This is a genomic window from Mesorhizobium sp. M8A.F.Ca.ET.218.01.1.1, from assembly GCF_004791165.1.
Lineage (GTDB): Bacteria > Pseudomonadota > Alphaproteobacteria > Rhizobiales > Rhizobiaceae > Mesorhizobium.
In genome coordinates, this window is the sequence record NZ_SRUZ01000001.1 from 1,080,921 (window position 1) to 1,103,004 (window position 22,084).

At 63.3% G+C, this 22,084-nt stretch carries 21 protein-coding genes; 5 read left to right on the forward strand and 16 right to left on the reverse strand.

Annotated features, from left to right (window positions below):
* Positions 1-18: 18 nt before the first annotated feature.
* The gene (iolC, locus tag EN861_RS05220) at positions 19-1,953 is read right to left on the reverse strand and encodes a 5-dehydro-2-deoxygluconokinase (RefSeq protein WP_127280185.1); all 1,935 of its coding nucleotides are present in this window, start codon (positions 1,951-1,953) and stop codon (positions 19-21) included.
* Between the two features lie 155 nt (positions 1,954-2,108).
* A complete protein-coding gene (locus tag EN861_RS05225; protein WP_127280184.1) occupies positions 2,109-2,954 on the reverse strand; it encodes a MurR/RpiR family transcriptional regulator in 846 nt (281 codons plus the stop codon).
* A 148-nt stretch (positions 2,955-3,102) separates the two neighbouring features.
* On the opposite strand from EN861_RS05225, the gene EN861_RS05230 reads away from it, so the two are divergent.
* Positions 3,103-4,212: a Gfo/Idh/MocA family oxidoreductase gene (locus EN861_RS05230; RefSeq protein WP_135862716.1), complete on the forward strand. Its 1,110-nt coding sequence runs from the start codon at positions 3,103-3,105 to the stop codon at positions 4,210-4,212.
* 221 nt (positions 4,213-4,433) lie between these two features.
* On the opposite strand, the gene EN861_RS05235 is transcribed toward EN861_RS05230, so the two are convergent.
* Entirely contained in the window at positions 4,434-5,129 is a 696-nt protein-coding gene (locus tag EN861_RS05235) for a YafY family protein (protein WP_127279238.1), read from the reverse strand.
* A gap of 127 nt (positions 5,130-5,256) precedes the next feature.
* On the opposite strand from EN861_RS05235, the gene EN861_RS05240 reads away from it, so the two are divergent.
* Complete coding sequence (locus EN861_RS05240; protein WP_135862718.1) at positions 5,257-5,892, forward strand: LysE family translocator; 636 nt, start codon at positions 5,257-5,259, stop codon at positions 5,890-5,892.
* A gap of 34 nt (positions 5,893-5,926) precedes the next feature.
* Here EN861_RS05240 and EN861_RS05245 read toward each other — a convergent pair whose 3' ends face one another.
* From EN861_RS05245 to EN861_RS05280, 8 genes are all read right to left on the reverse strand, one after another.
* Entirely contained in the window at positions 5,927-7,018 is a 1,092-nt protein-coding gene (locus EN861_RS05245; protein WP_127279236.1) for a 3-deoxy-7-phosphoheptulonate synthase, read from the reverse strand.
* Between the two features lie 426 nt (positions 7,019-7,444).
* Positions 7,445-8,233: an SDR family oxidoreductase gene (locus EN861_RS05250; protein ID WP_127279235.1), complete on the reverse strand. Its 789-nt coding sequence runs from the start codon at positions 8,231-8,233 to the stop codon at positions 7,445-7,447.
* A gap of 345 nt (positions 8,234-8,578) precedes the next feature.
* Positions 8,579-9,571: an inositol 2-dehydrogenase gene (iolG, locus tag EN861_RS05255; protein WP_127279234.1), complete on the reverse strand. Its 993-nt coding sequence runs from the start codon at positions 9,569-9,571 to the stop codon at positions 8,579-8,581.
* 116 nt (positions 9,572-9,687) lie between these two features.
* Positions 9,688-10,455: an ATP-binding cassette domain-containing protein gene (locus EN861_RS05260; protein ID WP_023772158.1), complete on the reverse strand. Its 768-nt coding sequence runs from the start codon at positions 10,453-10,455 to the stop codon at positions 9,688-9,690.
* Between the two features lie 2 nt (positions 10,456-10,457).
* Positions 10,458-11,534 carry an ABC transporter permease gene (locus tag EN861_RS05265; protein WP_127871200.1) on the reverse strand — a complete coding sequence of 359 codons (1,077 nt, stop codon included), beginning with the start codon at positions 11,532-11,534 and terminating at the stop codon, positions 10,458-10,460.
* Between the two features lie 110 nt (positions 11,535-11,644).
* On the reverse strand, positions 11,645-12,586 hold the full coding sequence (locus EN861_RS05270) for a sugar ABC transporter substrate-binding protein (protein ID WP_015314570.1): 942 nt from the start codon (positions 12,584-12,586) through the stop codon (positions 11,645-11,647).
* Between the two features lie 394 nt (positions 12,587-12,980).
* Entirely contained in the window at positions 12,981-13,661 is a 681-nt protein-coding gene (locus EN861_RS05275) for a hypothetical protein (RefSeq protein ID WP_245464532.1), read from the reverse strand.
* 191 nt (positions 13,662-13,852) lie between these two features.
* Positions 13,853-14,884 carry a LacI family DNA-binding transcriptional regulator gene (locus EN861_RS05280; protein ID WP_127871199.1) on the reverse strand — a complete coding sequence of 344 codons (1,032 nt, stop codon included), beginning with the start codon at positions 14,882-14,884 and terminating at the stop codon, positions 13,853-13,855.
* A gap of 164 nt (positions 14,885-15,048) precedes the next feature.
* Here EN861_RS05280 and EN861_RS05285 point away from each other — a divergent pair, with 164 nt between their 5' ends.
* The 3 genes from EN861_RS05285 to EN861_RS05295 are packed head-to-tail and all read left to right on the forward strand — an operon-like array spanning position 15,049 to position 17,783.
* A complete protein-coding gene (locus tag EN861_RS05285) occupies positions 15,049-16,140 on the forward strand; it encodes a fatty acid desaturase family protein (RefSeq protein ID WP_135862720.1) in 1,092 nt (363 codons plus the stop codon).
* Positions 16,141-16,167: 27 nt separating this feature from the next.
* Positions 16,168-16,482, forward strand: a complete 315-nt coding sequence (locus EN861_RS05290) for a MocE family 2Fe-2S type ferredoxin (RefSeq protein ID WP_127280380.1) — start codon at positions 16,168-16,170, stop codon at positions 16,480-16,482.
* Positions 16,483-16,487: 5 nt separating this feature from the next.
* Positions 16,488-17,783, forward strand: coding sequence for an FAD-dependent oxidoreductase (locus EN861_RS05295; RefSeq protein ID WP_245511995.1), 1,296 nt, complete (start codon positions 16,488-16,490; stop codon positions 17,781-17,783).
* A 175-nt stretch (positions 17,784-17,958) separates the two neighbouring features.
* Here the strand turns inward: EN861_RS05295 and EN861_RS05305 are convergent, their stop codons facing one another.
* The 5 genes from EN861_RS05305 to hslV form a co-directional block, all read right to left on the reverse strand.
* Positions 17,959-18,918 carry a DUF1402 family protein gene (locus tag EN861_RS05305; protein ID WP_127871197.1) on the reverse strand — a complete coding sequence of 320 codons (960 nt, stop codon included), beginning with the start codon at positions 18,916-18,918 and terminating at the stop codon, positions 17,959-17,961.
* A 172-nt stretch (positions 18,919-19,090) separates the two neighbouring features.
* Positions 19,091-20,401, reverse strand: coding sequence for an ATP-dependent protease ATPase subunit HslU (gene hslU / locus EN861_RS05310; RefSeq protein WP_127871196.1), 1,311 nt, complete (start codon positions 20,399-20,401; stop codon positions 19,091-19,093).
* 4 nt (positions 20,402-20,405) lie between these two features.
* The gene (locus EN861_RS05315; RefSeq protein ID WP_135862722.1) at positions 20,406-21,005 is read right to left on the reverse strand and encodes a DUF2585 domain-containing protein; all 600 of its coding nucleotides are present in this window, start codon (positions 21,003-21,005) and stop codon (positions 20,406-20,408) included.
* A gap of 8 nt (positions 21,006-21,013) precedes the next feature.
* Entirely contained in the window at positions 21,014-21,532 is a 519-nt protein-coding gene (locus tag EN861_RS05320; protein ID WP_135862724.1) for a GNAT family N-acetyltransferase, read from the reverse strand.
* Positions 21,522-22,073 carry an ATP-dependent protease subunit HslV gene (gene hslV, locus EN861_RS05325; protein ID WP_127279611.1) on the reverse strand — a complete coding sequence of 184 codons (552 nt, stop codon included), beginning with the start codon at positions 22,071-22,073 and terminating at the stop codon, positions 21,522-21,524. Before hslV ends, EN861_RS05320 begins: the two co-directional genes overlap by 11 nt.
* Positions 22,074-22,084: the final 11 nt, after the last annotated feature.

Sequence of the window (22,084 nt, forward strand, 5' to 3'; positions counted from 1 at the left end):
TCCCTGTGTCGCGGCCTGTTATGCCGCCTTGCGGCCGCGCGCGGCAAGCCACGCCTCGGTCAACTGTTCGAAGCGCGAGGCCATGTCCGCGACGGCCTCGTCATCGGACATTTTGCCGGCCAGCCATTGTTCGGCCGCGTGGACGAAGATGGTGCGGCCGACGGCAAAGCCCTTGACGATGGGCGCCTTGGCGGTTGCGGCAAAAGCCGCCTCCAGTTCGTCCTGCGGCGCTTCCAGACCAAGCAGCACGATGCCACGGCACCAGGGATCGTGCTTCAGGATCACCGCCTCGATCTTGGCCCAGGCGCCGCTCGACGCCTGCGGCTCGAGCTTCCACCAGTCCGGCTTGATGCCGAGCGCATAGAGTTCCTCCAGCGCGCGCGGGATCGTCGTGTCGTCGAGCTTGCCATGCTTGCCGGCGATGATCTCGATGAGAAGTTCCCGGCCGACCTTGCGCGCGGCCTCGAACAGCGCGCGCAGCTTCTGCTGCTGTTCTTCCTTGAGTTCCGCCGGATCGTCCGGGTGGTAGAAGCACAGGCACTTGATGCAGTGATCGACGGGCCATTCGGTGAGCTGCGAGCCGATATCCTGCGAGAATTCGAAGCGCAGCGGCCGCGAGCCCGGCAATTCCACCGGCCGGCCCAGCCAGGCGAAGGGATGCCTGGCGAATTCGAACATCGCCTCGCGGCCATGCTTCTCGTCGATCAGCATGCCGTAGCCGTCGCGGCCGGCAGCGACCTTGGCCGCCGCCTTGACCGCCAGCACCTTGAAATCGCGGATGCGCGCTGGATTGGCGCCGGTCTTGGCCGCCACATCCTCGAGCTGCACACGGTGGTCGCAGGCGAGCGCCATCAGTGAAGGAATGTCGCGCCGGCGGGTGGTTGCCCAATGGATGTGGTTGATCGCCTCGTCCTTGCGCAGCGCGCGATGCTTGCTGCCGTTCTTGAGGAAGAACTGCAGCTCTTCGAAGGTCGGATATTCCGGCGCGCAGAGCAGCCGCGACACGGCGAAGGCGCCGCAGGCGTTGGCCCAGGTCGCCGCGGTTTTGAAGCTTTCACCGCCGAGCCAGCCGCGAAGCAAACCGGACATGAAGGCGTCACCGGCGCCCAGCACATTGTAGATCTCGATCGGGAACCCTTCGCCGACGATGCCGTCCTCGAGATCGTCGCTGATCGGCCCGTCATAGACGATGCAGCCCATGGCGCCGCGCTTCAAGACGATGGTCGCCGAGGACAGGGCGCGGATCGTCTTCAGCGCGCTCAGGCAGTCGTCGGCGCCGGACGCGATCATGATCTCTTCCTCAGTGCCGACGATGAGGTCGCAATCGGGCAGCACCGTCTTCAACTGGGCCGAGACCCGGTCCGACTTGACGTAGCGCTCGAAACCTTCGGCGTGACCGGCGAGACCCCACAGGTTCGGCCGATAGTCGATGTCGAAGACCACCTTGCCGCCCTTGGCCTTCATGATGCGGATCGCCTTGCGCTGGGCGGCGTCGCTGTTGGGGCGGGAAAAATGCGTGCCGGTGACGACGATGGCGCGGGCCGAGGCAATAAACGCCTCGTCGATATCCTCTTCCGAAAGCGCCATGTCGGCGCAGTCGGAGCGGTAGAAGATCATCGGCGAAACGCCTTCGCTCTCGACCGAAAGCAGCACAAGCGCGGTCAACCGTTCCTTGTCGGTCTTCAGCCCGTCGGTGTTGACGCCTTCGCGTTTCAGCTGCTCGCGGATGAAGCGGCCCATCTGCTCGTCGCCGACGCGCGTCAGCAGCGCCGAGCGCAGGCCGAGCCGCGCCGTGCCGACCGAAATGTTGGCCGGGCAGCCGCCGACCGACTTGGCGAAGGAAGTGATATCCTCGAGCCGCGAGCCGATCTGCTGGCCATAGAGGTCGACGGAAGCGCGACCGATGGTGATGACATCGAGCGGCGCCTGTCTTGCGTCCACGGCTTCGCTCATTGGAACCTCCCGTCGGTCTTGTCGTCATGGACAACATTATTGGGTAACACGCGCGAGCGGCAGCGTGGCGCCAGCAATATGAAATAATAATTCCAATCCATAGTCAATATGGAATGAGCATTCCCTAGCCTAAAATTGCCTTTTTGGATGTCTGGTCAAGCCTTGCGCTTGCGGCTCGCGTCACGCCGCTTCTCGCCGACGCCGACGGTCAGCGCCATGGCCAGCGCCATTGTCGCCGACAGCGAACGGAAACCGGCGAAATCCGCCTCGGCCACCTCGAACCAGACCCTGGCGAACTGGGCCAGCGGCGAGAATGAGCTGTCGGTGATGGCAACGATCGGTACGCCCTGCTCGGAAATGCTGCGCGCTTCCTCGATCGTGGCCGGTGCGTAGGGCGAGAAGCTGATGGCGATGACGGCGTCCGCCGGCGTGGCGAAGCCGACCATCTCGGCATTCAGGCCGGCAGCCGATTCGATCAGCTGGTTGCGGATCTTCAGCTTGCCCAGCGCGTAGGCGATATAGCTCGCCACCGGATAGGAGCGCCGCTTGGCCAAGACATAGATGGTCTGCGCCTTTGCCAGCAGCGAGATAGCGTCTTCCAGATGCGCGTCGTCCAGTGTGCGGGAAATGTCGTTGAGCGAGGTGCTGGCGGCGGCAATGAAACCGTCGAAGATCGCCCGGTGGCCGGCGCCGCCCTCGGCCTTGGCGCGTAGCGCCTGCAGCCGCTCGTCATAGGAGGAGTTGCGCTCGCGCAACCGCTCGCGGAACACCTGCTGCAGGCTGGTAAAGCCGTCGAAACCGAGTTGCTGGGCAAAGCGGATCAGGGTCGAGGGCTGCACACCGGCCGAAGCGGCGATGCTGGCGGCGGTGCCAAACGCGATGTCGTCCGGATTGTCGAGCGCATAGGCGGCGATCTGGGCGATGCGCTTGGGCAGGCTCTCGCGCCGGTCCAGAATGGTGGCGCGCAGCGTCTCGAAGTCGCGAGGTACCTGTTCGTCCATCGTCTCCGCCCAAGCCTGTCTGGAGGCTCTCTGTGCCCCATCATAGCGGGCCTGCGCAAGAACGCCATAAAAAATGAGGCAGACATTCCATTTCCGGAGAAAATGGACTAATTCATCCATCCAACGCTCAGGCAGTGGAGAAAGTTGGATGGTCGGCGTAGGTCTTATCGGTACGGGTTTCATGGGCAAGTGCCACGCCATCGCGTGGAGCGCAGTGGGAGCCGTCTTCCCCGATGCGACCAAGCCGCGGCTCGTCCATCTCGGCGAGGTCAGCGAGGACCTTGCCAGGCGCAAGGCCGGCGAGTTCGGCTTTGCCAAGGCGTCCGGCGACTGGCGTGCCGTCGTCAACGATCCGGAGGTCGACGTCGTCTCGCTGACGACGCCCAACCAGTTTCATCCGGAAATGGCCATCGCCATCCTCGAAGCCGGCAAGCATCTGTGGTGCGAAAAGCCGATGGCGCCGAGCTTCGCCGAGGCCGAGGCAATGGCGGCCGCCGCCAAGACATCAGGCAAGATTGCCGCGCTTGGTTACAATTACATCCAGAGCCCGGCCATCCGTCACATCGGCGCGCTGCTCGACGAGAAGATCATCGGCGAGGTCAACCATCTGCGCATCGAGATGGACGAGGATTTCATGGCCGATCCCGAGGCGCCGTTCTTCTGGAAGCACGAAGCGACTTCCGGCTATGGCGCGCTCGACGATTTCGCCGTGCATCCGCTGTCGCTGGTCACGGCGTTGTTCGGCCGCGTCGCCAGCGTCATCTGCGACATGGCCAAGCCCTATGCCGACCGCAAGCTGGCGGCGGGCGGGCGCCGCGCGGTCGAGACCTACGATATCGCCAGCGTGCTGATGCATCTGGAAAACGGCATTGCTGGAACGCTGCAGGTCAACCGCTCGGCCTGGGGCCGCAAGGGCCGTATCGCCATCCAGATCTTCGGCTCCAAGGGTTCGGTCCTGTTCGACCAGGAGCGGATGAACGAATTCCAGCTCTATTTGACGTCGGACCGACCGACCGAACAGGGCTATCGCACCATATTGGTGGCGCCGCAGCACAAGCCCTATGATCTTTTCGTGCCGGCGCCCGGCCACAGCCTCGGCTTCAACGATCTCAAGATCATCGAGTGCCACGAATTGCTGACGCGGCTGGCCGGCAAGCCGGCCCGGCTTATCGAGTTCGCCGAAGGGCTGGAGATCGAGCGCACCGTGCACGCGATGGCGCGCTCCTTCGAGGAGAAGCGCTGGGTGGATGTGAGATAACGCCAAGTTTTCAGAGACTGCGCGGTTTAGGACCGCCTTCCCCCACTCCGTCTCGGCTTCGCCGAGCCACCTCTCCCCCCTCCGGAGGGAGAGGAAGGGAGCTAAGGCCGGCGAACACGCGCCTTTCCTCTACCCCGTCGATCGGGGGAGAGGTGTCGAGCGAAGCTCGACGGAGTGGGGGTCGACTGCTCGGCGAGAGATTAAGTACTCATCCCCTCGCTTCAGCCACTGGCTGCCGGAGTCTCCCAGCCATTGACCCAGATTTGCCGCAAGCGGTCGCCTTCGCCCTTGAAGCGTAACCCGGTCGGCTGGCAGTCCTCGATGCGGTCGCTGCGGAAATTGCGGATCGCCTGGCGCAGCTCGCACCAGGCGACGATGTTGGCGGTTTCGGCGTAGTAGATCAGCGCGATCGGGCGGATCAGCCGCTCGGAGGCACGGCCTGCTTCGTCGCGGTAGGAAAGGTCGAGCTTCTCCTCGTCGCGGATGGCGCGGCGCACCAGCGCCAGGTCGATCGTGCCGGCGGCGGGCGCGGCAAAGCCCCAGGCATGCAGTGCATTGGCGTCGAGCGTCTGGCGCAAGGGCGGCGGCACCGCGCCGGCGATCTTGGCGCTGACGCGCTTGGCCGCCTGCTTGAGCTCGTCGTCTCCCGTGCGCTCGAGCAACGCCAGCGACAGCACGATCGCCTCCATCTCCTCGATCGAGAACATCAGCGGCGGCAGGTCGAAGCCGGGACGCAGGATATAGCCGATGCCACGGCCGCCCTCGATCGGGACGCGCATGGCCTGCAGCGCGGCGATGTCGCGGTAGATCGAGCGTATCGTCACTTCCAGTTGCCCGGCAATCATTGCCGCCGTCACCGGCTGCCTGGCCAGCCGCAGGATCTGGATGATCTCGAACAGGCGCGAGGCCTTGCGCATTTTTCTCCCCGGCTGTGATCACAACTGACACACCATCGTCAGTTGGCTCGATCTATAGGATCGCCCATCGGCTTGAAAATCAACAATTCCTTGGCGGCACGCCCCCAAGAGGCGACAGGCAACTGACATGAGCTACGCGGAAAATCTCTGGCTTTTCTTTCTTCTCCTGTTCGGCATCATCGCCGTTCCAGGCATGGACATGCTGTTCGTGCTTGCCAACGCGCTGACCGGCGGACGCGACAGAGGGCTGGCCGCGACCGGCGGCATCATGGTCGGCGGCATGGTACACACGCTGAACGGCGCTGTCGGCGTCGGCCTGCTCATGCATTTCGTGCCGATCCTGTTCAAGCCGCTGCTGATCGCCGGCGCCGCCTACATGGCCTATATCGGCATCACGCTGATGCGCAGCTCCATCACCGTCGGCCGTGAGGGGCCGGCCGGCAGCCGTTCCGCATGGAAAGCGTTTCGCCAGGGTTTCGTGACCTGCCTGATCAACCCGAAGGCCTATCTCTTCGTCCTGGCCGTCTACCCTCAGTTCCTGAAACCGCACTACGGTCCGATCTGGATGCAGGCGACGATCATGGGCCTGCTGACCGTGCTGACGCAGGCGGCGATCTATGGCGGGCTGGCCATTTCTGCCGGCCGCAGCCGCAGCCTTCTGATCGCCAATCCGCGGGCGACCGTCCTTGCCGGGCGCGCCGCCGGGCTGCTGCTGTTCGCGGTCTCGGTCTTCACCGCATGGGAAGGGCTGAGGGCGGCGTAAGTCCCGGCGCCGCCCCTCCCGCATCGCCATCGTGTCAGGCGGCCCCTTGCCGGCTGTCCAGCATGGCGCGCCGCGCCGAGCGGCGCCATTCTACGGCACCGGCAAGCCCGTGCAGCACGGTCTCGGTGGTCGCCCAGTCGATGCAGCCATCGGTGATGCTCTGGCCGTAGACCAGCGGCTTGCCGGGCACGACATCCTGCCGGCCGGCGACGAGATTGCTTTCGATCATGACGCCGATGATGCGCTCGTCGCCCGCCGCCACCTGGCCTGCCACGTCCGCCGCCACCTTCGGCTGGTTCTCGGGCTTCTTGCTGGAGTTGGCGTGGCTCACGTCGATCATCAGGCGCGGCGCGATACCGATGCGGGCGAGTTCCACCGAAGCAGCCTCGACGCTTGCCGTGTCATAGTTCGGCTGGACACCGCCGCGCAGGATGACATGGCAATCCTCGTTTCCGGTCGTCGCCGCAATCGCGCTGCGGCCGCCCTTGGTCACCGCCATGAAATGATGCGGCTGGGCGGCCGACTTCACCGCCTCGCCGGCGATCCTGAGATTGCCGTCGGTGCCGTTCTTGAAGCCGACCGGGCAGGAGAGGCCCGAGGCCAGCTCGCGGTGGATCTGGCTTTCGGTCGTGCGCGCGCCAATGGCGCCCCAGGCGACGAGGTCGGCAATGTATTGCGGCGTCGTCATGTCGAGGAATTCGGTCGCCGCCGGCAGGCCGAGATTGTTGACGGCGGAAAGCACATTGCGCGCCATCCGCAGCCCCTTGTCGATGTTGAAGCTGCCGTCGAGGTCGGGATCGTTGATCAGGCCTTTCCAGCCGACAGTGGTGCGCGGCTTTTCGAAATAGACCCGCATGACGATCTCGAGCCGGTCGGCCAGGGCCTCGCGCAGCGCCGCCAGACGGCTGGCATAGTCAACGGCCGCGACCGGATCATGAATGGAACAAGGGCCGACGATGACAACAAGTCGATCGTCGGCCCCTGTCAGGATGGAGTGGATGGCGTTGCGCGAGGCGGCAACGGTGCGTGTCGCCGTGAGTGAGCGCGGTATCTCGCGCATCACCTCTTCCGGCGTGCTCAGCAGTCTAAGTTCCTTGACCCGAAGGTCGTCTGTAGTGGTCAACACGGCTTTCTGCTCCTGTTTGGGAACCTGCCGGCTGAAACAAAAAAGCCGCCAGGTCTGGCGGCTTGTCGGACTGTTTGCTGCAATCTTCAGATCGAGCGCAATCCTCCCGCCGCCAGCGAGCTGCTAAAGTACCAATAGGTGGCGGACAGGTGGATCATGCCGCTCATATAGTCGAAGCGGCGGCGTTTGTCGATGGGGCGATGAGGGTCAGGTGGCGAAACCGTCGATGACAGCACCCCTCTCCCCGTCCCTATACGGGGAGAGGATGCCGGCAGGCAGGTGAGGGGCGGCGCCTACGTCGGAGAGACAAGCGAGGTGGCAGGGTATGGACCGGTAATTGTCAAAGTCGGTGCTGCCTCTCATTGCCCTGCCGGGCATTTCTCCCCGTATAGTGACGGGGAGAAAGGGCCAGCCGCAACGTCGGCACTATTCCGGCGACGAGCCGGCGATGCTCTGGTCGTAGTCGACCAGCGATCCGGTCATGACGCCCGATTGCGGGCTGACCATGTAGCTGATCAGCCGCGCGAGCTGGCCCGGCTTCACCAACTGGCCCATCGGCTGGGCCGCTTCGGCCTTCGCCAGCCAGTCGTCGGGCGCGCCGTGCCATTTCTTCTGCACGATGTCCTCGCCCTCGGTGTCCATCCAGCCGGGCAGCACGGCGTTGCAGCGGATGCGGTTGAAGCGATAGGCGTTGGCGACGTTCTTGGTCAGCGTCATCAGCGCGCCCTTGCTGGTCGAATAGGGCGTCAGGAAGGACTGGCCGGTATGCGCCGACATCGACAGCACGTTGACGATCGAGCCGGGTGCCTTTTTCTCCAGCAGATGCGCCACCACGCCCTGCATCAGGAAGAAGGGGCCGCGCACATTGGTGTCGAAGATCTGGTCGAAAAGCTCTTCCGATGTCTCGACCAGGGAGCCGCGCGCCGAGGTGGCGGCGGCGTTGACCAGCGCGTTGATCGTACCGAAATGCGAGAGCGCGGTGGCGACCGCACGCTTGCAGTCGGCAACCTTCGAAACGTCGGCGCTGATGAAGATGGCGTCGACGCCAGATTTCTTGAAATGGGCAACAGCCTTGTCGCCCTTCTCCTGCGAGCGGCCGATGAGCGCCAGCGCCCGGCAGCCCTCGTCGGCGAGTGCCTCGGCGACGGCGAAGCCGATGCCTTGCGCACCGCCGGTGACGATGGCGCGTGTCTGTGAATTACGATCGGTGCTCATTGCTCTGCTCCTGGGTTCTTGACTGCCAACAGTTTCATGAGATTCATTGAGGTTTCTTCGGTGCCTTATCGCGACGTTGGGAAACTTGGTCGAAGTATCCCCAACGTCGTCATCCTAGGGCGAAGCGGGAGCGAAGCTCCGTCGCGGAGACCCTAGGATCCATTCCGTGACCTCTGCCGAAGAACGCAGCGGACCAAAATTCTGAACCGTTGGAGCCGCTTCTATGTAACGGCATGGATCCTCGGGTCTGCGCCGCGTCGCTTCGCTCCTTGCTTCGCCCGTGGATGACGACATGATGAATGTTACGGCTAGTCATAAAGCCCTGTAGATCGACGACCTTACTGTCTAGCCTAGGCGCACTGTCTTGCCTGTCGTCGCCGATTTCAGCGCCGCGTCCGCCAGCTTCAGTGCCACAAGGCCATCGGCGCCGCTTGGCGCTGCCTTCTTGCCCTTTGTCGCCGCCGTGATGAAGGCAGCAATCTCATTGGCATAAGCGTCGAGATAGCGGGTCATGAAAAAGTCGTGCAGCGGCGGGCGCGTATAGCCCTTCTCGTTGGCCAGTTCGATCGACACCGGCCGCTGGTTCTCGGCCGCCACCATGCCTTTCGAGCCATGCACCTCGATGCGCTGGTCGTAGCCATAGGTGGCGCGGCGCGAATTCGAGATGACCGCCTGCTTGCCCGATGCGGTTTCGAGGATGACGCTGACCGAGTCGAAATCGCCGGCTTCGCCGATCTTCTTGTCGACCAGCACCGAGGCATGGGCGCTGACCGCCACCGGCTCCTCGCCGAGCAGGAAGCGCGCCATGTCGAAATCATGGATGGTCATGTCGCGGAAAATGCCGCCGGAGCGCGCGATGTAGTCGAGCGGCGGGGCGCCGGGATCACGCGAGGTGATGGTGACCATTTCGACCGTGCCGATGGCGCCGTCGTCAATCGCCTTGCGCACGGCGGCGAAATGCGGGTCGAAGCGCCTGTTGAAGCCGACCATCAGCGTCGCCTTGGCCTTGTCGACCACGGCCAGGCACTTCTCGACGCGCTTGACGTCGAGATCGATCGGCTTCTCGCAGAAGATCGCCTTACCGGCCTTGGCGAAGCGCTCGATCAGATCGGCATGCGTGTCGGTCGGCGTGCAGATGACGACCGCGTCGATGTCTTTCGATTTTTCGATGGCGTCGATGGTACGCACCTCGGCGCCATAGGCGCTCGCCAGTTCGCTTGCCGCCTTTTCGAAGGCGTCGGCAACGGCGACCAGTTTTGCCTGGGGGTTGGAACCCACGGCGCGGGCGTGGACCTTGCCGATGCGGCCGGCACCAAGGAGGGCGAAGCGAACAGTCATGGAAATTTTCCTCTAGGGGATGGTTCGAAGCGGGGCGCCGGTCATGGGCGCTGGATGATTTTCCGGTCAAGACAAATCGACGGGAAGGCGATGACCATCGCCGCCGCGCCCGGCCCTTAGGCCGCGAGTTCCGCCTCCCCGGTCTTGGCGCCGGTGATGTAGGAGACGATGTCCTGCCCGTCGGTATTCTCCTTGCGCAGATTGGCAACGATGCGGCCGCGCCGGAACACGACGATACGGTCGCAGAGGTCGAACACCTGGCGCATGTTGTGGCTGATCAGGATCAGCGGCTCGCCATTGTCCTTCAGCGTGCGGATGATGTTTTCGACCTGCGCCGTCTCCTGCACGCCAAGGGCCGCCGTCGGCTCGTCCATGATGATCAGCTTGGAGGCAAAGGTGGCCGTCCTGGCGATCGCCACGCATTGGCGCTGGCCGCCCGACATGTGGCGGATGGTGTTGGACAAATTGGGAATTTTCACCGCGGTGCGGACCAGTGCCGCCTCGGTCGCCTTGCGCATGTATTTGCGGTCGAGGATCGAGAATGGCCCCAGATTGAACAGCACCTTTTCGCGGCCGAGGAACAGGTTGGACGGCACGTCGAGATCGTCGGCCAGCGCCAGGTTCTGGAACACCGTCTCGATGCCCGCCTCGCGCGCCTCGATCGGGCCGGCGAAATTCACTTCCTTGCCGTCGAACCAGACCTGGCCGCTCGTCCGCTGCTCGACGGCGGTGATCTGGCGCACGAAGGTCGACTTGCCGGCGCCGTTGTCGCCCATGATGGCGACATGCTCACCCTTGCGCAGCTCGAAATTGGCGCCTTCAAGTGCATGCACGCCGCCATAGCGCTTGGTGAGGTTTTCGGTCTTCAGGACGATGTCTGACATGGTCAAGCCCTCAATGCCCGCATGCGCTGGCGCCACTGGTCGAGAACGACCGCGCCGACGATGATCACGCCCTTGACCATCTCCTGGTAGTAGGCGTCGAGGCGCAGGAAGGTGAAGCCGGAGATGATGACGCCGAAGATGAGCGCGCCGATCACCGTGCCGATGATGGAGCCACGGCCACCCGACAGCGAGACGCCGCCGATGACCGCCATGGCGATGGCGTCGAGTTCGTACATCACGCCCATGCCGGCCTGGGCGGTGAGGTTCTTGGAGGAGAGCACCACGGCGGCGAGCGCGGCGAGAATGCCGGCGATGACATAGACGAGGATCTTGTGGTTGGCGATCTTGATGCCGGACATGCGCGCGGCATCCTCGTTGGAGCCGATCGCGTAACAGTGCTTGCCGTATCGGGTGTAGGTCATGATGAGCTGGAACAGCACGGCCAGCGACAGGAAGATGATGACCGGCATCAGGCCCTTGCCTATTGCCGCGAAACTGTCGGTCGGGAATGATATCGGCTGCCCCTTCGACCACCATTTGGCGATGCCGCGCGCGGTGACCATCATGCCGAGCGTGGCGATGAAGGGCGGGATGCGCGTGTAGGCGATCAGGGCGCCGTTGACGAGGCCGGCGAGCAGGCCGCAGCCGATCGCCACCAGCACCGGCACGATCACCGGCAGGTCGGTCCAGCCCTGCGCCAGGAACATCGCCTTGGGATTGGGATTGCCGTTGACGGTCGCGACCTGGGCGAAGCTCATGGCGATCATGGCGGTCGCGCCGACGATCGAGCCCGAGGACAGGTCGATGCCGCCGGTGATGATCACTTGCGTGACGCCAATGGCGATGATGCCGACGATCGACACCTGCAGGATGATGATCTGCAGCCGCGCCTCGTTGAAGATGCCGGAGACGTCGCTGCGGGTGTTGAACAGGAAGCTGTCGCCGAGAAAGATCCGGCCGATCAGCTCGAAGATGACGACGAGGATGACGAGCGCCAGGAAGACGTTGAATTCGGCCGGCCATATACGCTTCCTGGCGTCATAGCCGACGCCGCCGACGCCGTGAGATGTCTGTGCCAATCTTCTATCCTCCGTCAGCCGCGGTCGTTCCTCGAGCACCTTTCAGGCGCCGAGGGGGAAGAGGAGCGGCGCTGCCTTTACGCGAGAGCGCCGCTCCGTATGTCCGCGGCTCAGTTCTTCTTCAAGAACTTGTCGATGTTCGCAGGCGTGACCAGCTGGAACGGGACATAGACCTTGTGTTCGACCTTCTCGCCCTTGGCGAGCTTCAGCGCCGCGTCCAGCGCGCCCGCGCCCTGGCCGGCGGCATCCTGGAACACGGTGGCATCGAGGTCGCCCGCCTGCATGGCGGCAAGCGCGTCCTGGGTGGCGTCGACGCCGCCGACGACAACCGACTTCATGTCGATGTTGGCGGCCTTCATCGCCTGGATGGCACCGATGGCGCTTTCGTCATTGTTGGCGATGACGCCGTCGAACTTCTTGCCGGTCGACAGCCAGTTGGTCATCAGGTTCTGCGCCTGGTCGCGATCCCAGTTCGAGGTCTGCTTGTCGATGATCTTAATGAAGCTGCAGTCCGGGGTGGCGATGACATCGTCGATGTCCTTGGTGCGCTGCACGGCGGCCTGGTTGGAAAGCTCGCCCATGATGACATAGACATTGGCTTCCTTCTTGCCGGCTTCCTTGAACAGGCGGCAGACTTCCTTGGTTTCGAGCGTGCCGGAATCGGCCTCATTGGAAGCGACGAAGGCCTGGTTGTCGGGCAACGTGTCGACATTGACCGGCTGGCGGTTGACATAGACCAGCGGGATCTTGGCCGCGGCGGCCGCATCCGACATTGCCTGCGTGGCCGAGGTGTCGACCGGGTTGACGATGATGGCGTCGACGCCCGAAGCGGCGAAGTTCTTGATCTGGTCGAGTTGCTTGGCGACGTCGTTCTGCGCGTCCTCGACCTGCAGCTCGACGCCGCTCATGCCCTTGGCCTGCTCGATCATGCCGTTGCGCAGCACGGTAAGGAAATTGTCGTCGAACTTGGCCATCGAGACGCCGATCTTGGCGGCCATGGCCGATGAACTCATCAGCGCCGCGAAGGCGACGCCCAAAAGCAGTTTCTTCATTTTAATCTCTCCTCCACTTTGGTGTCCGGTTGCACCGATTTCTCCGGAATCCCCGATCTCCCCGGGGAATCTCTCCCGATTGTCTTCTCCCCGGTGGCGCCTGCCGTTTGCTGGAACGCCAAAGCCTGTGTTTGAAACAGATGTTCCCGGAACGTAAGGACCAAAATACATCACCGATGAAATATTTATTCCATTTCGTCGGGAGGCGTCAAGGGCGATTCCAAAACCGGACGTGCGATTTTGGCGGACGCGTCGACGGTGTGCGGATGCTGCCGGAAGAATGCCGCTGGCTTGGCGGCGGAGCAGACAGGCGCACGCCCGCCGCCGGCGGCGAGGCCTATGGCATCAGCGCGCCAGGTCCGTTCCCTGGATGCCGTCGACAGGCGATGGCAGTTCAGAAATGCCAGATGTCTCTCTGCAGCAAGAGATCGAGCGGCGCTCTCCAGACCCTGTATCCCGCCGCCTGCCTCACCTGCTGTTCGACGCTGAGCTTGCCGCTGACATCGAAGAAAACTCCAATTCGCCTTCGGGCGTGAAGCTTTGTTCCGGTGGTGGTGTAATTGCGGATAGGCAGCTGCTGGCGGCTGATCGTTCGCCCATCCTGTGATAGCGCGACGCCGATGCAGAATTGTTCCGGGGTATGCAAACGCACGATTTCACTGACTCTCTCGCTGGCGGCGTATGCTCGCTCCAGCGCAGGAATGTTGTTATGATGAACGCCAAGGACGCCGCTCGCCCACATGGTTTCATCTCCGGTCAGGATGTGGCCTCCAATTGAGAGCCCTTTGCCTTCGAGCGCTCGATAAGGGGCCTTTGGGCGCCCTTCGCACCGCCACATTATGGAGGACAACGCTGTAATTCGCCTGAAACATCGCGATATGTCGCCGGTCGGATACATGTCCGTGTCCATGAAGAACAGGCGCTCGCAACGCCGCAGCAAATCGACGATGCCGGCTGCCTTGATGCCAAACCTGTATCGATTGCCGAAGGACATCTCGGCCTTTCTCTCGGCCGTTAGCTCGATCGTTTCGATAGGATAGCCGTCGAAAATGGAGGGCCTGTCGGTCAGGACCATGACCCTGGCATCCGGGCAATAGTAAAGCAGGCGAAGGGCGCTGAAGAGCGCGCCACGCGCATAGAGCTCGTCGCTCCCAAAAGCGATGTACCCAAACCCATCTCCGCCCATCGGGCATGTATATATTAGCAATCATTAATGCGTCAAATTTGGATGCCCCCGTCGGGCGACGCGCTGAAAGCCCTGGCGCGCTAGATGTTCTCGGGCAGGTAGATGTCGAACGGCAGGAAGGTCTGGCCGGGAGCGTTAGCCGCGCCCGTCTCGATGGCGTGCGCCATGAGATCGAGCAGTTCGCGGCACAAAGCCGCCAGAGGCGTGGAGATCACCATGGTCAGCACCCCGTCCGCCAGGGCGGATCGCGAGACCGCCGATATCTCGTTGCAGACCACCGCTGGCATCTCTGCTGGCTTGGCCTGCCTAAGCGCCGCGACCGCGCCTTCCATGCCGCCGCCCGCGACATAGCAGCCGACGAGGTCCGGATGACGGCCGAGCAGGTCGAGCAGCGTGTCCTGCGTGATCTGGTTGGCCTCGAGATTGACCAGCGTTTCGAGCAGGGTGAAGTCCGGCGCCTGTTCGCGGAAGAAGGAGCGGAAGCCGATCTCGCGCAGTTCATGGCCGTGGAAGCGGTGGCTGCCGACGAAAAGCGCGACCTTGCCCGGCCGCTTCGCCGCTTTCGAGATCATCCAGGCTGCCGTGCGCCCGACCTTGCGGTTGTCGAGGCCGACATAGCCCTCGCGAATGCCGGCGGCGAAGTCGGACAGCAGCGAAAAAACCGGCAATCCCCTGGCCTTCATCTCCTCGACAATGACCGTCAGCGCCGGGTGATCCGGCCCGACCAGGGCGACGGCCTTGCACTTGGCCGCCAGCTTGCGCGTGTGCTCGACGATTTCGTCCGGCGTCAGCGAAACGGCGAAGTCGATGATCGCGACGCCGCGAAAGCGCTGCGATTGCGACACCGCGAGTTCGAGTTGCCGCGCGAACTCCGTGTAGAAGACGTCGTTGCCTCTCAAAAGCAGGAAGCCGAGCCGGTATTCCGGCAATTCATGGCGCATACGCTGCTTGATCAGGCCGGCCGCGTGATAGCCGATCTCGGTCGCGGTCTCGTAGACGCGGCGTGCCGTTTCCTCGCGAACCGGCAAGCGATTGTTGAGCACGCGGTCCACCGTGGCGACGCTGACGCCGGAGACGCGCGCCAGATCTGTTATGGTCGGCCGTTTCGCCATGATCGCCCCGTTCGATTGCCTGGTATTGATATACCACTTTGATAGGAAATGATAGAAACTATCTTTGTGACGTTGAGTCTATCATGGCGCGGCGTTATTTCTAGGCATGAAACCAGTGGTGATCGGCATTCGCATGGCGAATGCCCCTGCCTTGGGAGGCAATCATGACCGCAGCGCCGTCCCGGCGTGATTATAGCCTGATCGGCCGCGACGCCCGACTTGCCGTCGAAAACGGCCTGTCGGCGGCCGAGTGGTATCACACCGACATTCCCCGCAAGCAGATAAAGGAGCTGATGCAGCGCTCCGATGGTCCGGCGATCCGCGACACGGCGATCTGGCTGGCCGCCCTCGCCATCAGCGGCGCCGGCGGCGCCTGGTTCTGGGGCAGCTGGTGGTGCGTACCGTTCTTCTTCGCCTATGGTGTGCTCTACGGCTCATCCACCGATTCACGCTGGCACGAATGCGGCCACGGCACGGCGTTCCGCACGCAGTGGATGAATGATGCGGTCTATCAGGTCGCCTGCTTCATGATCATGCGCAATCCGGTGACCTGGCGCTGGAGCCACACGCGCCATCACACCGACACCATCATCGTCGGCCGCGACCCTGAGATTTCGGTCATGCGGCCGCCGGACCTGGTGCGCCTCGTCCTCGGTTTTGTCGGCGTGCTCGACGCCTGGCACGCGATGTCAGACATGCTGCGCAACGCCGCCGGCAACATCAGCGCGGCCGAGAAGACCTTCATTCCCGAGCAGGAACAGCAGAAGGCGATCCGCATTGCCCGCATCTGGACGGCGATCTATGCCGCGACCATCGCGCTGGCGCTCTACACCGGATCGTTCCTGCCCTTGATGCTGGTCGGCCTGCCCAGGCTCTACGGTGCCTGGCATCATGTCATGGTCGGCCTGCTGCAGCATGGCGGGCTGGCCGAGAACGTCACCGATCACCGGCTGAACAGCCGCACCGTCTACATGAACCCGATCAGCCGCTTCATCTACTGGAACATGAACTACCACGTCGAGCATCACATGTTCCCGATGGTGCCCTACCATGCGCTGCCCAGGCTGCATGCGCTGATCAAGCACGATCTGCCGGCACCGACGCGATCGATCCTGGCCGGGTACCGCGAGATGATCCCGGTCTTCCGCCGCCAGCTGCGCAACGAGGATTATTTCCTCAAGCGCGAGCTGCCGCCGACCGCCAGGCCATACCGCGAGGAATTCCACAACGACGCCGTCGCCACGGCGGCGGAATGACATCGAACGGCTCCAGGGGAGGACTGAATGAGCGATTGGGTCGAGGCGTGCGCCGCCGGTGACATCGATGAAGAGGACGTGATGCGCTTCGATCATGGCGGGCGCACCTTCGCCATCTATCGCAGCCCGGACGACGAGTATTTCGCCACCGACGGACTTTGCACGCATGAGAAGGTGCATCTCGCCGACGGGCTGGTGATGGATGACATCATCGAATGTCCCAAGCACAATGGCCGCTTCAACTACAAGACCGGCGCGGCCAGGGGCGCGCCGGTCTGCGTCAACATCAAGACCTATCCGGTCAAGGTCGACGCCGGCAAAGTCCTCGTTCAGATCGGGTGACCGGCATGGCACGCGGGATGGTGATCATCGGAGCCGGGGAATGCGGCGGTCGGGCCGCACTCGCCTTGCGCGATCTCGGCTATGACGGGCCGGTGACGCTGGTCGGCGACGAGCCGCATCTGCCCTATGAGAGGCCGCCTTTGTCCAAGGAGGCGATGGCCAGCGACGCGCCGGCAATCAAGGCGATCGCCAGCGACGAGGTGCTGGCCGAAAAATCGATCCGGCATATCCATTCCGTCCAGGCCGTGGCTATCGATCGCGCGGCGCACACGGTGCGCCTGTCCGACGGCTCGGCGCTGCCCTACGACAAGCTGCTGCTCGCCACCGGCTCGACGCCGCGCAAGCTGCCGATGCCTGGCCTTGGCGGGCGCTGCGTCTATCTCAGAACCTTCGCCGACGCGCTGGCCATTCGCGCCCATCTTCGTGCCGGCAACCGCATCGCCGTCATCGGCGGCGGCTTCATCGGCCTCGAGCTTGCCGCGGCGGCGCGCAAGCTCGGCGCTTCGGTCACCGTCATCGAGGCGCAGCCGCGCATCCTGATGCGTGGCGTTCCGGCCGAGATCGCCGAAATCATTCACAAAGCGCATGTCGCCGAGGGTGTCGACGTGGTCTGCGGGCAAGGCATCGCCTCCATCGCCGACGACGGCAAGGAGGTGCGAGTGATGCTTGCCGGCGGGCGCGAGATATCAGCCGACCTCGCCGTCATCGGCATCGGCGCCGTGCCCGTGACCGGGCTCGCGGCGGAAGCCGGCCTGGCCATCGAAAATGGCATCGCAGTCGACGCCGAGCTGCGCAGCAGCGATCCCGACATCTTCGCCGCCGGCGATTGCTGCTCGTTTCCGCTCGCCGTCTATGGCGGCCGCCGCGTGCGGCTGGAAGCCTGGCGCAATGCGCAGGAACAGGGCGCGCTGGGGGCCAGGAACATGCTTGGCGCCGGCGAGGCGCATGCGGCGGTGCCGTGGTTCTGGTCGGATCAATATGGCCTGTCCCTACAGATCGCCGGACTTTCCGACGAAGGCCGCAGCACGGTGCGTCGCGATCTCAGTGACGGCGCCTTCATCCTGTTTCATCTGGCCGAGGAAGGCAGGCTGGTGGCGGCCAGCGGCATCGGCCCGGGCAATGCGGTGGCCCGCGACATAAGGCTCGCCGAAATGCTGATCGGCAAGCGAGCGAAGCCGTCGGTGGAGGCGCTGGGATCGCCTGACGTCAAGCTGAAGGCGTTGCTGGCGCCTGAACGGTCACATCGGCTCGCCGATGGCGGCGCCGCCCCTCATCTGCCTGCCGGCATCTTGTCCCCGTAGAACGGGGAGAAGGGAGCTGTGGCACCCTCGCCGCAATTCATCATGCACCGCTAAAAATTGGCGAAATCATTGATATCAGCATCTTTCTCCCCGTCACTATACGGGGAGAAATGTCCGGCAGGACAATGAGGGGCGGCCCAGGCGTCAACGAGCTAATGCCACCACGCCGGAGCCGCTAGAACAGCGCCCTGAGCTCCGGCAGCTTGTCGTTGACCAGCCAGCCGTAATAATTCTCTTCCGGCAGCTTCTCCGGCTCGCCGGCGGCGCGGCGCTTGCCGTTTTCAGCCTTCAGCGCATAGGCGCGCTGCTCCGGATTGCCGACATTGTAGAGCGTGGCGGTCAGTCCTGGATTGCCCGAAATGTCGAAGCCGGCGATGCTCTTATAGGCGTCGATCGACTTCCTGATCGTCGCCGCGACATATGGCAGCGTCAGGTCCGGATCCATGATGGTCTTGTAGACCGAGTTGGGATCGGAGACGTCGAGCTTCGGCAAGCCGGACACCTTGTGCACGAGGTCGCTCATCTGCAGGGCGGTCAACGGGTTGAGCTGGCCGAGGCCGAAGGTCTGGCCGGCATAGTAGGGCTGGAAGAAGGTGGCGCCGAAACGGTTGTCGGGGAAATCCTCGCCGCCGACTGTCTTGCCGCGAAACGAACGGTTCCAGACCTGTTCGCGGCATTCCCACAGATCGTAGCTGTCCGAAATCGCGGCGCATTTCTTGAATTCCGGTCGCTGCACGAAATCGGTGATGTCCTCGCCGTCATAGGCGAAGGAGAGCTTGCTCGAGAGATAGGAGATCGCCTTGACGTAGTAGGTCTGCAGTCGGTCATAGGCGTCGACATTGTAGGTGTGCTCGCCGACGATGGCGCCAACGATATGCAAGGGGTCGATGCCATAGGCGCTTGCCGCCTTCTTGATCTTGGCGCGCAGATCGGCGTCGTTCTGCAGCAGCGCGTAGACCTTGCGGTACTTCGCCTGGAAGGTGGTGTTGGTCGCCTGCGTGCGTCGGCTTGAGGCGCCGGGAATGTCCGGCTGCTCGGCATTGCGGTTTCCCGCCGGCACCAATGTCGCCGCGTCGGCGGCGAACAGCGTCGCCGCCAGCGTCAAGCCGAGAATGACCAGGATGAGTTTTTTCATGCGCCGCCGCCTAGAGAATTGCCGCGCAAACTAGGGTATTGCTCTTGGTTGAGTCGAGAGCGCGTCATCATCCGGCGAGACGAAAGGTGGCCAGATGGTACCATCTGGCCACACATGGCTCCTGCCGGAAGGTGTCACCGGATCCCGCGCCGGAACGGTCCGGCGCTGCCGTTCAAAGGATGAACCGCGACAGATCCGTGTTTCTGGAGAGGTCGCCGACATGCTTCTGGACATAGGCAGCGTCGATTGTGACGGCCGTGCCGTTGCGGTCGGGCGCATCGTAGGAGATCTCGTCCAGCACCCGCTCCATCACCGTCTGCAGCCGCCTCGCGCCGATATTCTCGATACTGGCGTTGAGGTCGACGGCGACGCCGGCGAGCGAATCGATGGCGTCGTCGGTGAAGGTGAGCTCGACGCCCTCGGTCTTCATCAGCGCGATATACTGCTTGATCAGGCTGGCCTCGGTCTCGGTCAGGATACGGACGAAGTCCTCCTTCTCCAGCGCACGCAGCTCGACGCGGATCGGCAGGCGTCCCTGCAATTCCGGCAGCAGGTCGGACGGCTTCGAGACGTGGAATGCGCCCGACGCGATGAACAGGATGTGATCCGTCTTCAACGGCCCGTATTTGGTCGCCACCGTGGTGCCTTCGACCAGCGGCAGCAGATCACGCTGCACGCCTTCACGCGAAGGGCCGCCCGAAATGTCAGACCTGGCCGCGATCTTGTCGATCTCGTCGAGGAAGACGATGCCGTCATTCTCCGCCGCGTCCAGCGCCCGGCGCACCACCTCGTCCTGGTCGAGCAGCTTGTCGGACTCGTCTGCGACCAGCAGGTCGTAGGATTCCTTCACCGTGGTCTTGCGCAGCTTGGTCTTCTTGCCGCCCATCGCCTTCGACAGCATGTCGTTGATGTTGAGCACGCCGATATTGGCGCCCGGCATGCCGGGAATCTCGAAGCCGGGCATGCCGCCATTGCCGGTGTCGGCCACCTCGATCTCGATTTCCTTGTCGTCGAGTTCGCCGTCGCGCAGTTTCTTGCGGAAGCTGTCGCGCGTCGCCGGGCTCGCCGTCTTGCCGACTAGAGTTTCCAGTACACGCTCCTCGGCGTTGACATGGGCGCGCGCCTTGACGTCCTCTCGCATCTTCTCGCGCACCAGGCCGATGGCGATCTCGACCAGGTCGCGGATGATCTGCTCGACGTCGCGGCCGACATAGCCGACTTCGGTGAATTTGGTCGCCTCGACCTTGACGAACGGCGCGCCGGCCAGCCGCGCCAGGCGGCGCGAGATCTCGGTCTTGCCGACGCCTGTCGGGCCGATCATCAGGATATTCTTCGGCATCACCTCTTCGCGCATCTGGCCTTCGAGCTGCTGGCGGCGCCAGCGGTTGCGCAAGGCGATGGCCACGGCGCGCTTGGCGTCCTTCTGGCCGATGATGAAGCGGTCGAGTTCCGAAACGATTTCGCGGGGAGAAAATGTGCTCATATCACTAAATTCCACTTTGCCACTGCTTGATGGCCTCGAACGGATGCAGCAGCATGATCACGTTGAGCGTCAGATTGTCCCGGATGAGATAGCCGGTACCCAGTTCGAAGAGGATGGCGAGGCTGACGATCACCCATATAGGTAGCCTTCGCGCCATCACAAATCCCAGCACCATGGCCAGTGTGTCGGACACCGAATTGATGATGCTGTCCCCGTAATAATCGAGCGAGATGGTGCCGGCGCGGTAGCGCTCGATGATGAACGGGCTGTTTTCGAGGATTTCCCAGCCGCCCTCGATGAGGACGGCGAATGCCAGCCGCAAGCCGATCGGCGAGCGCGGGAACAGGAACCGGGCCAGCGCATAGAACAGGAAGCCGTGGATGATGTGGGAAAAGGTGTACCAGTCCGAAATGTGCTGGGAATTCTCCGAACTGTTCACCACGCCATGCCACAGCTTGACATAACCGCAGGTACAGATCGGCGGATGGCCCATCAGGTAGAGCGTGACGGCCTGGGCGACGAGCAGGCCGGCGACGATAATCAGCCCCATCCGCCAGCTATCCTCGTAAGCAGAAAGGCTCTTGTCGTCGCTGGATGTGGCCATGCCCTGGATTACCCCACTTGCGCGTCTTCGGCGTCGATCGCCATCAGCACGACGTCGCCATAGATCGATTGCCTGCGATCAATGGCCCGAAATCCCGCCTTTTCATAGGCGCGAATGGCCCTGATGTTGGCGGGATCGGGGTCGATGATGACGCGCGGCACGCCTTCCTCGAACAGGTCTTCGACGAACTGGCGCACGATCGCCGAGCCATGGCCGATGCCGACCAGTTCCGGCCGGCCGATCGAAAGATCAATGCCGAGCGTGCCGAACGGCTGATCGGAATAGGGATGATCGTCCTCCATATGCGGGTCGTAGCTTTGGAGATAAGCGATCGGCTTGCCGTCGAGCTCCACGATCAGCGGCTCGACGGAAATGCTGTCTATGTGATCGGCAATCTCTGCGATTTCCGTCTCCGGATCGTCCCACCACTCGGCGACATGCGGCTCGGCCAGCCAGCCGGCGATCATCGGCAGGTCCTTTTTGGTCACCGGCCGAAAATCGTAGAGCACCACCCTCTCAGGCGGCATCGAGCGTTTCGACGACGAAATTGTTGTTGGTGTAGACGCAGATGTCGGAGGCGATCTGCATCGCCTTGCGGGCGATCTCCTCGGCATCCTTGTCGGTGTCCATCAGCGCGCGCGCCGCGGCCAGAGCGTAATTGCCGCCCGAACCGATGGCCATGACGCCATGTTCGGGCTCCAGCACGTCACCATTGCCCGTCAGGGCCAGCGAGACCGACTTGTCGGCAACCAGCATCATCGCCTCCAGCCGGCGCAGATAACGGTCGGTGCGCCAGTCCTTGGCGAGCTCGACGCAGGCGCGGGTGAGTTGGTCAGGATACTGTTCGAGCTTGGCTTCGAGCCGCTCCAGCAGCGTGAAGGCATCGGCGGTGGCACCGGCAAAGCCGGCAATCACATTGCCGCCCTTGCCGATGCGGCGCACTTTGCGGGCATTGCCCTTCATGATGGTCTGGCCAAGGCTGACCTGGCCGTCGCCGGCGATCACCACCTTGTTGCCCTTGCGCACGGTCACGATCGTCGTGGCATGCATGGTCAATTCATTGGACATTTCCTGCTCCG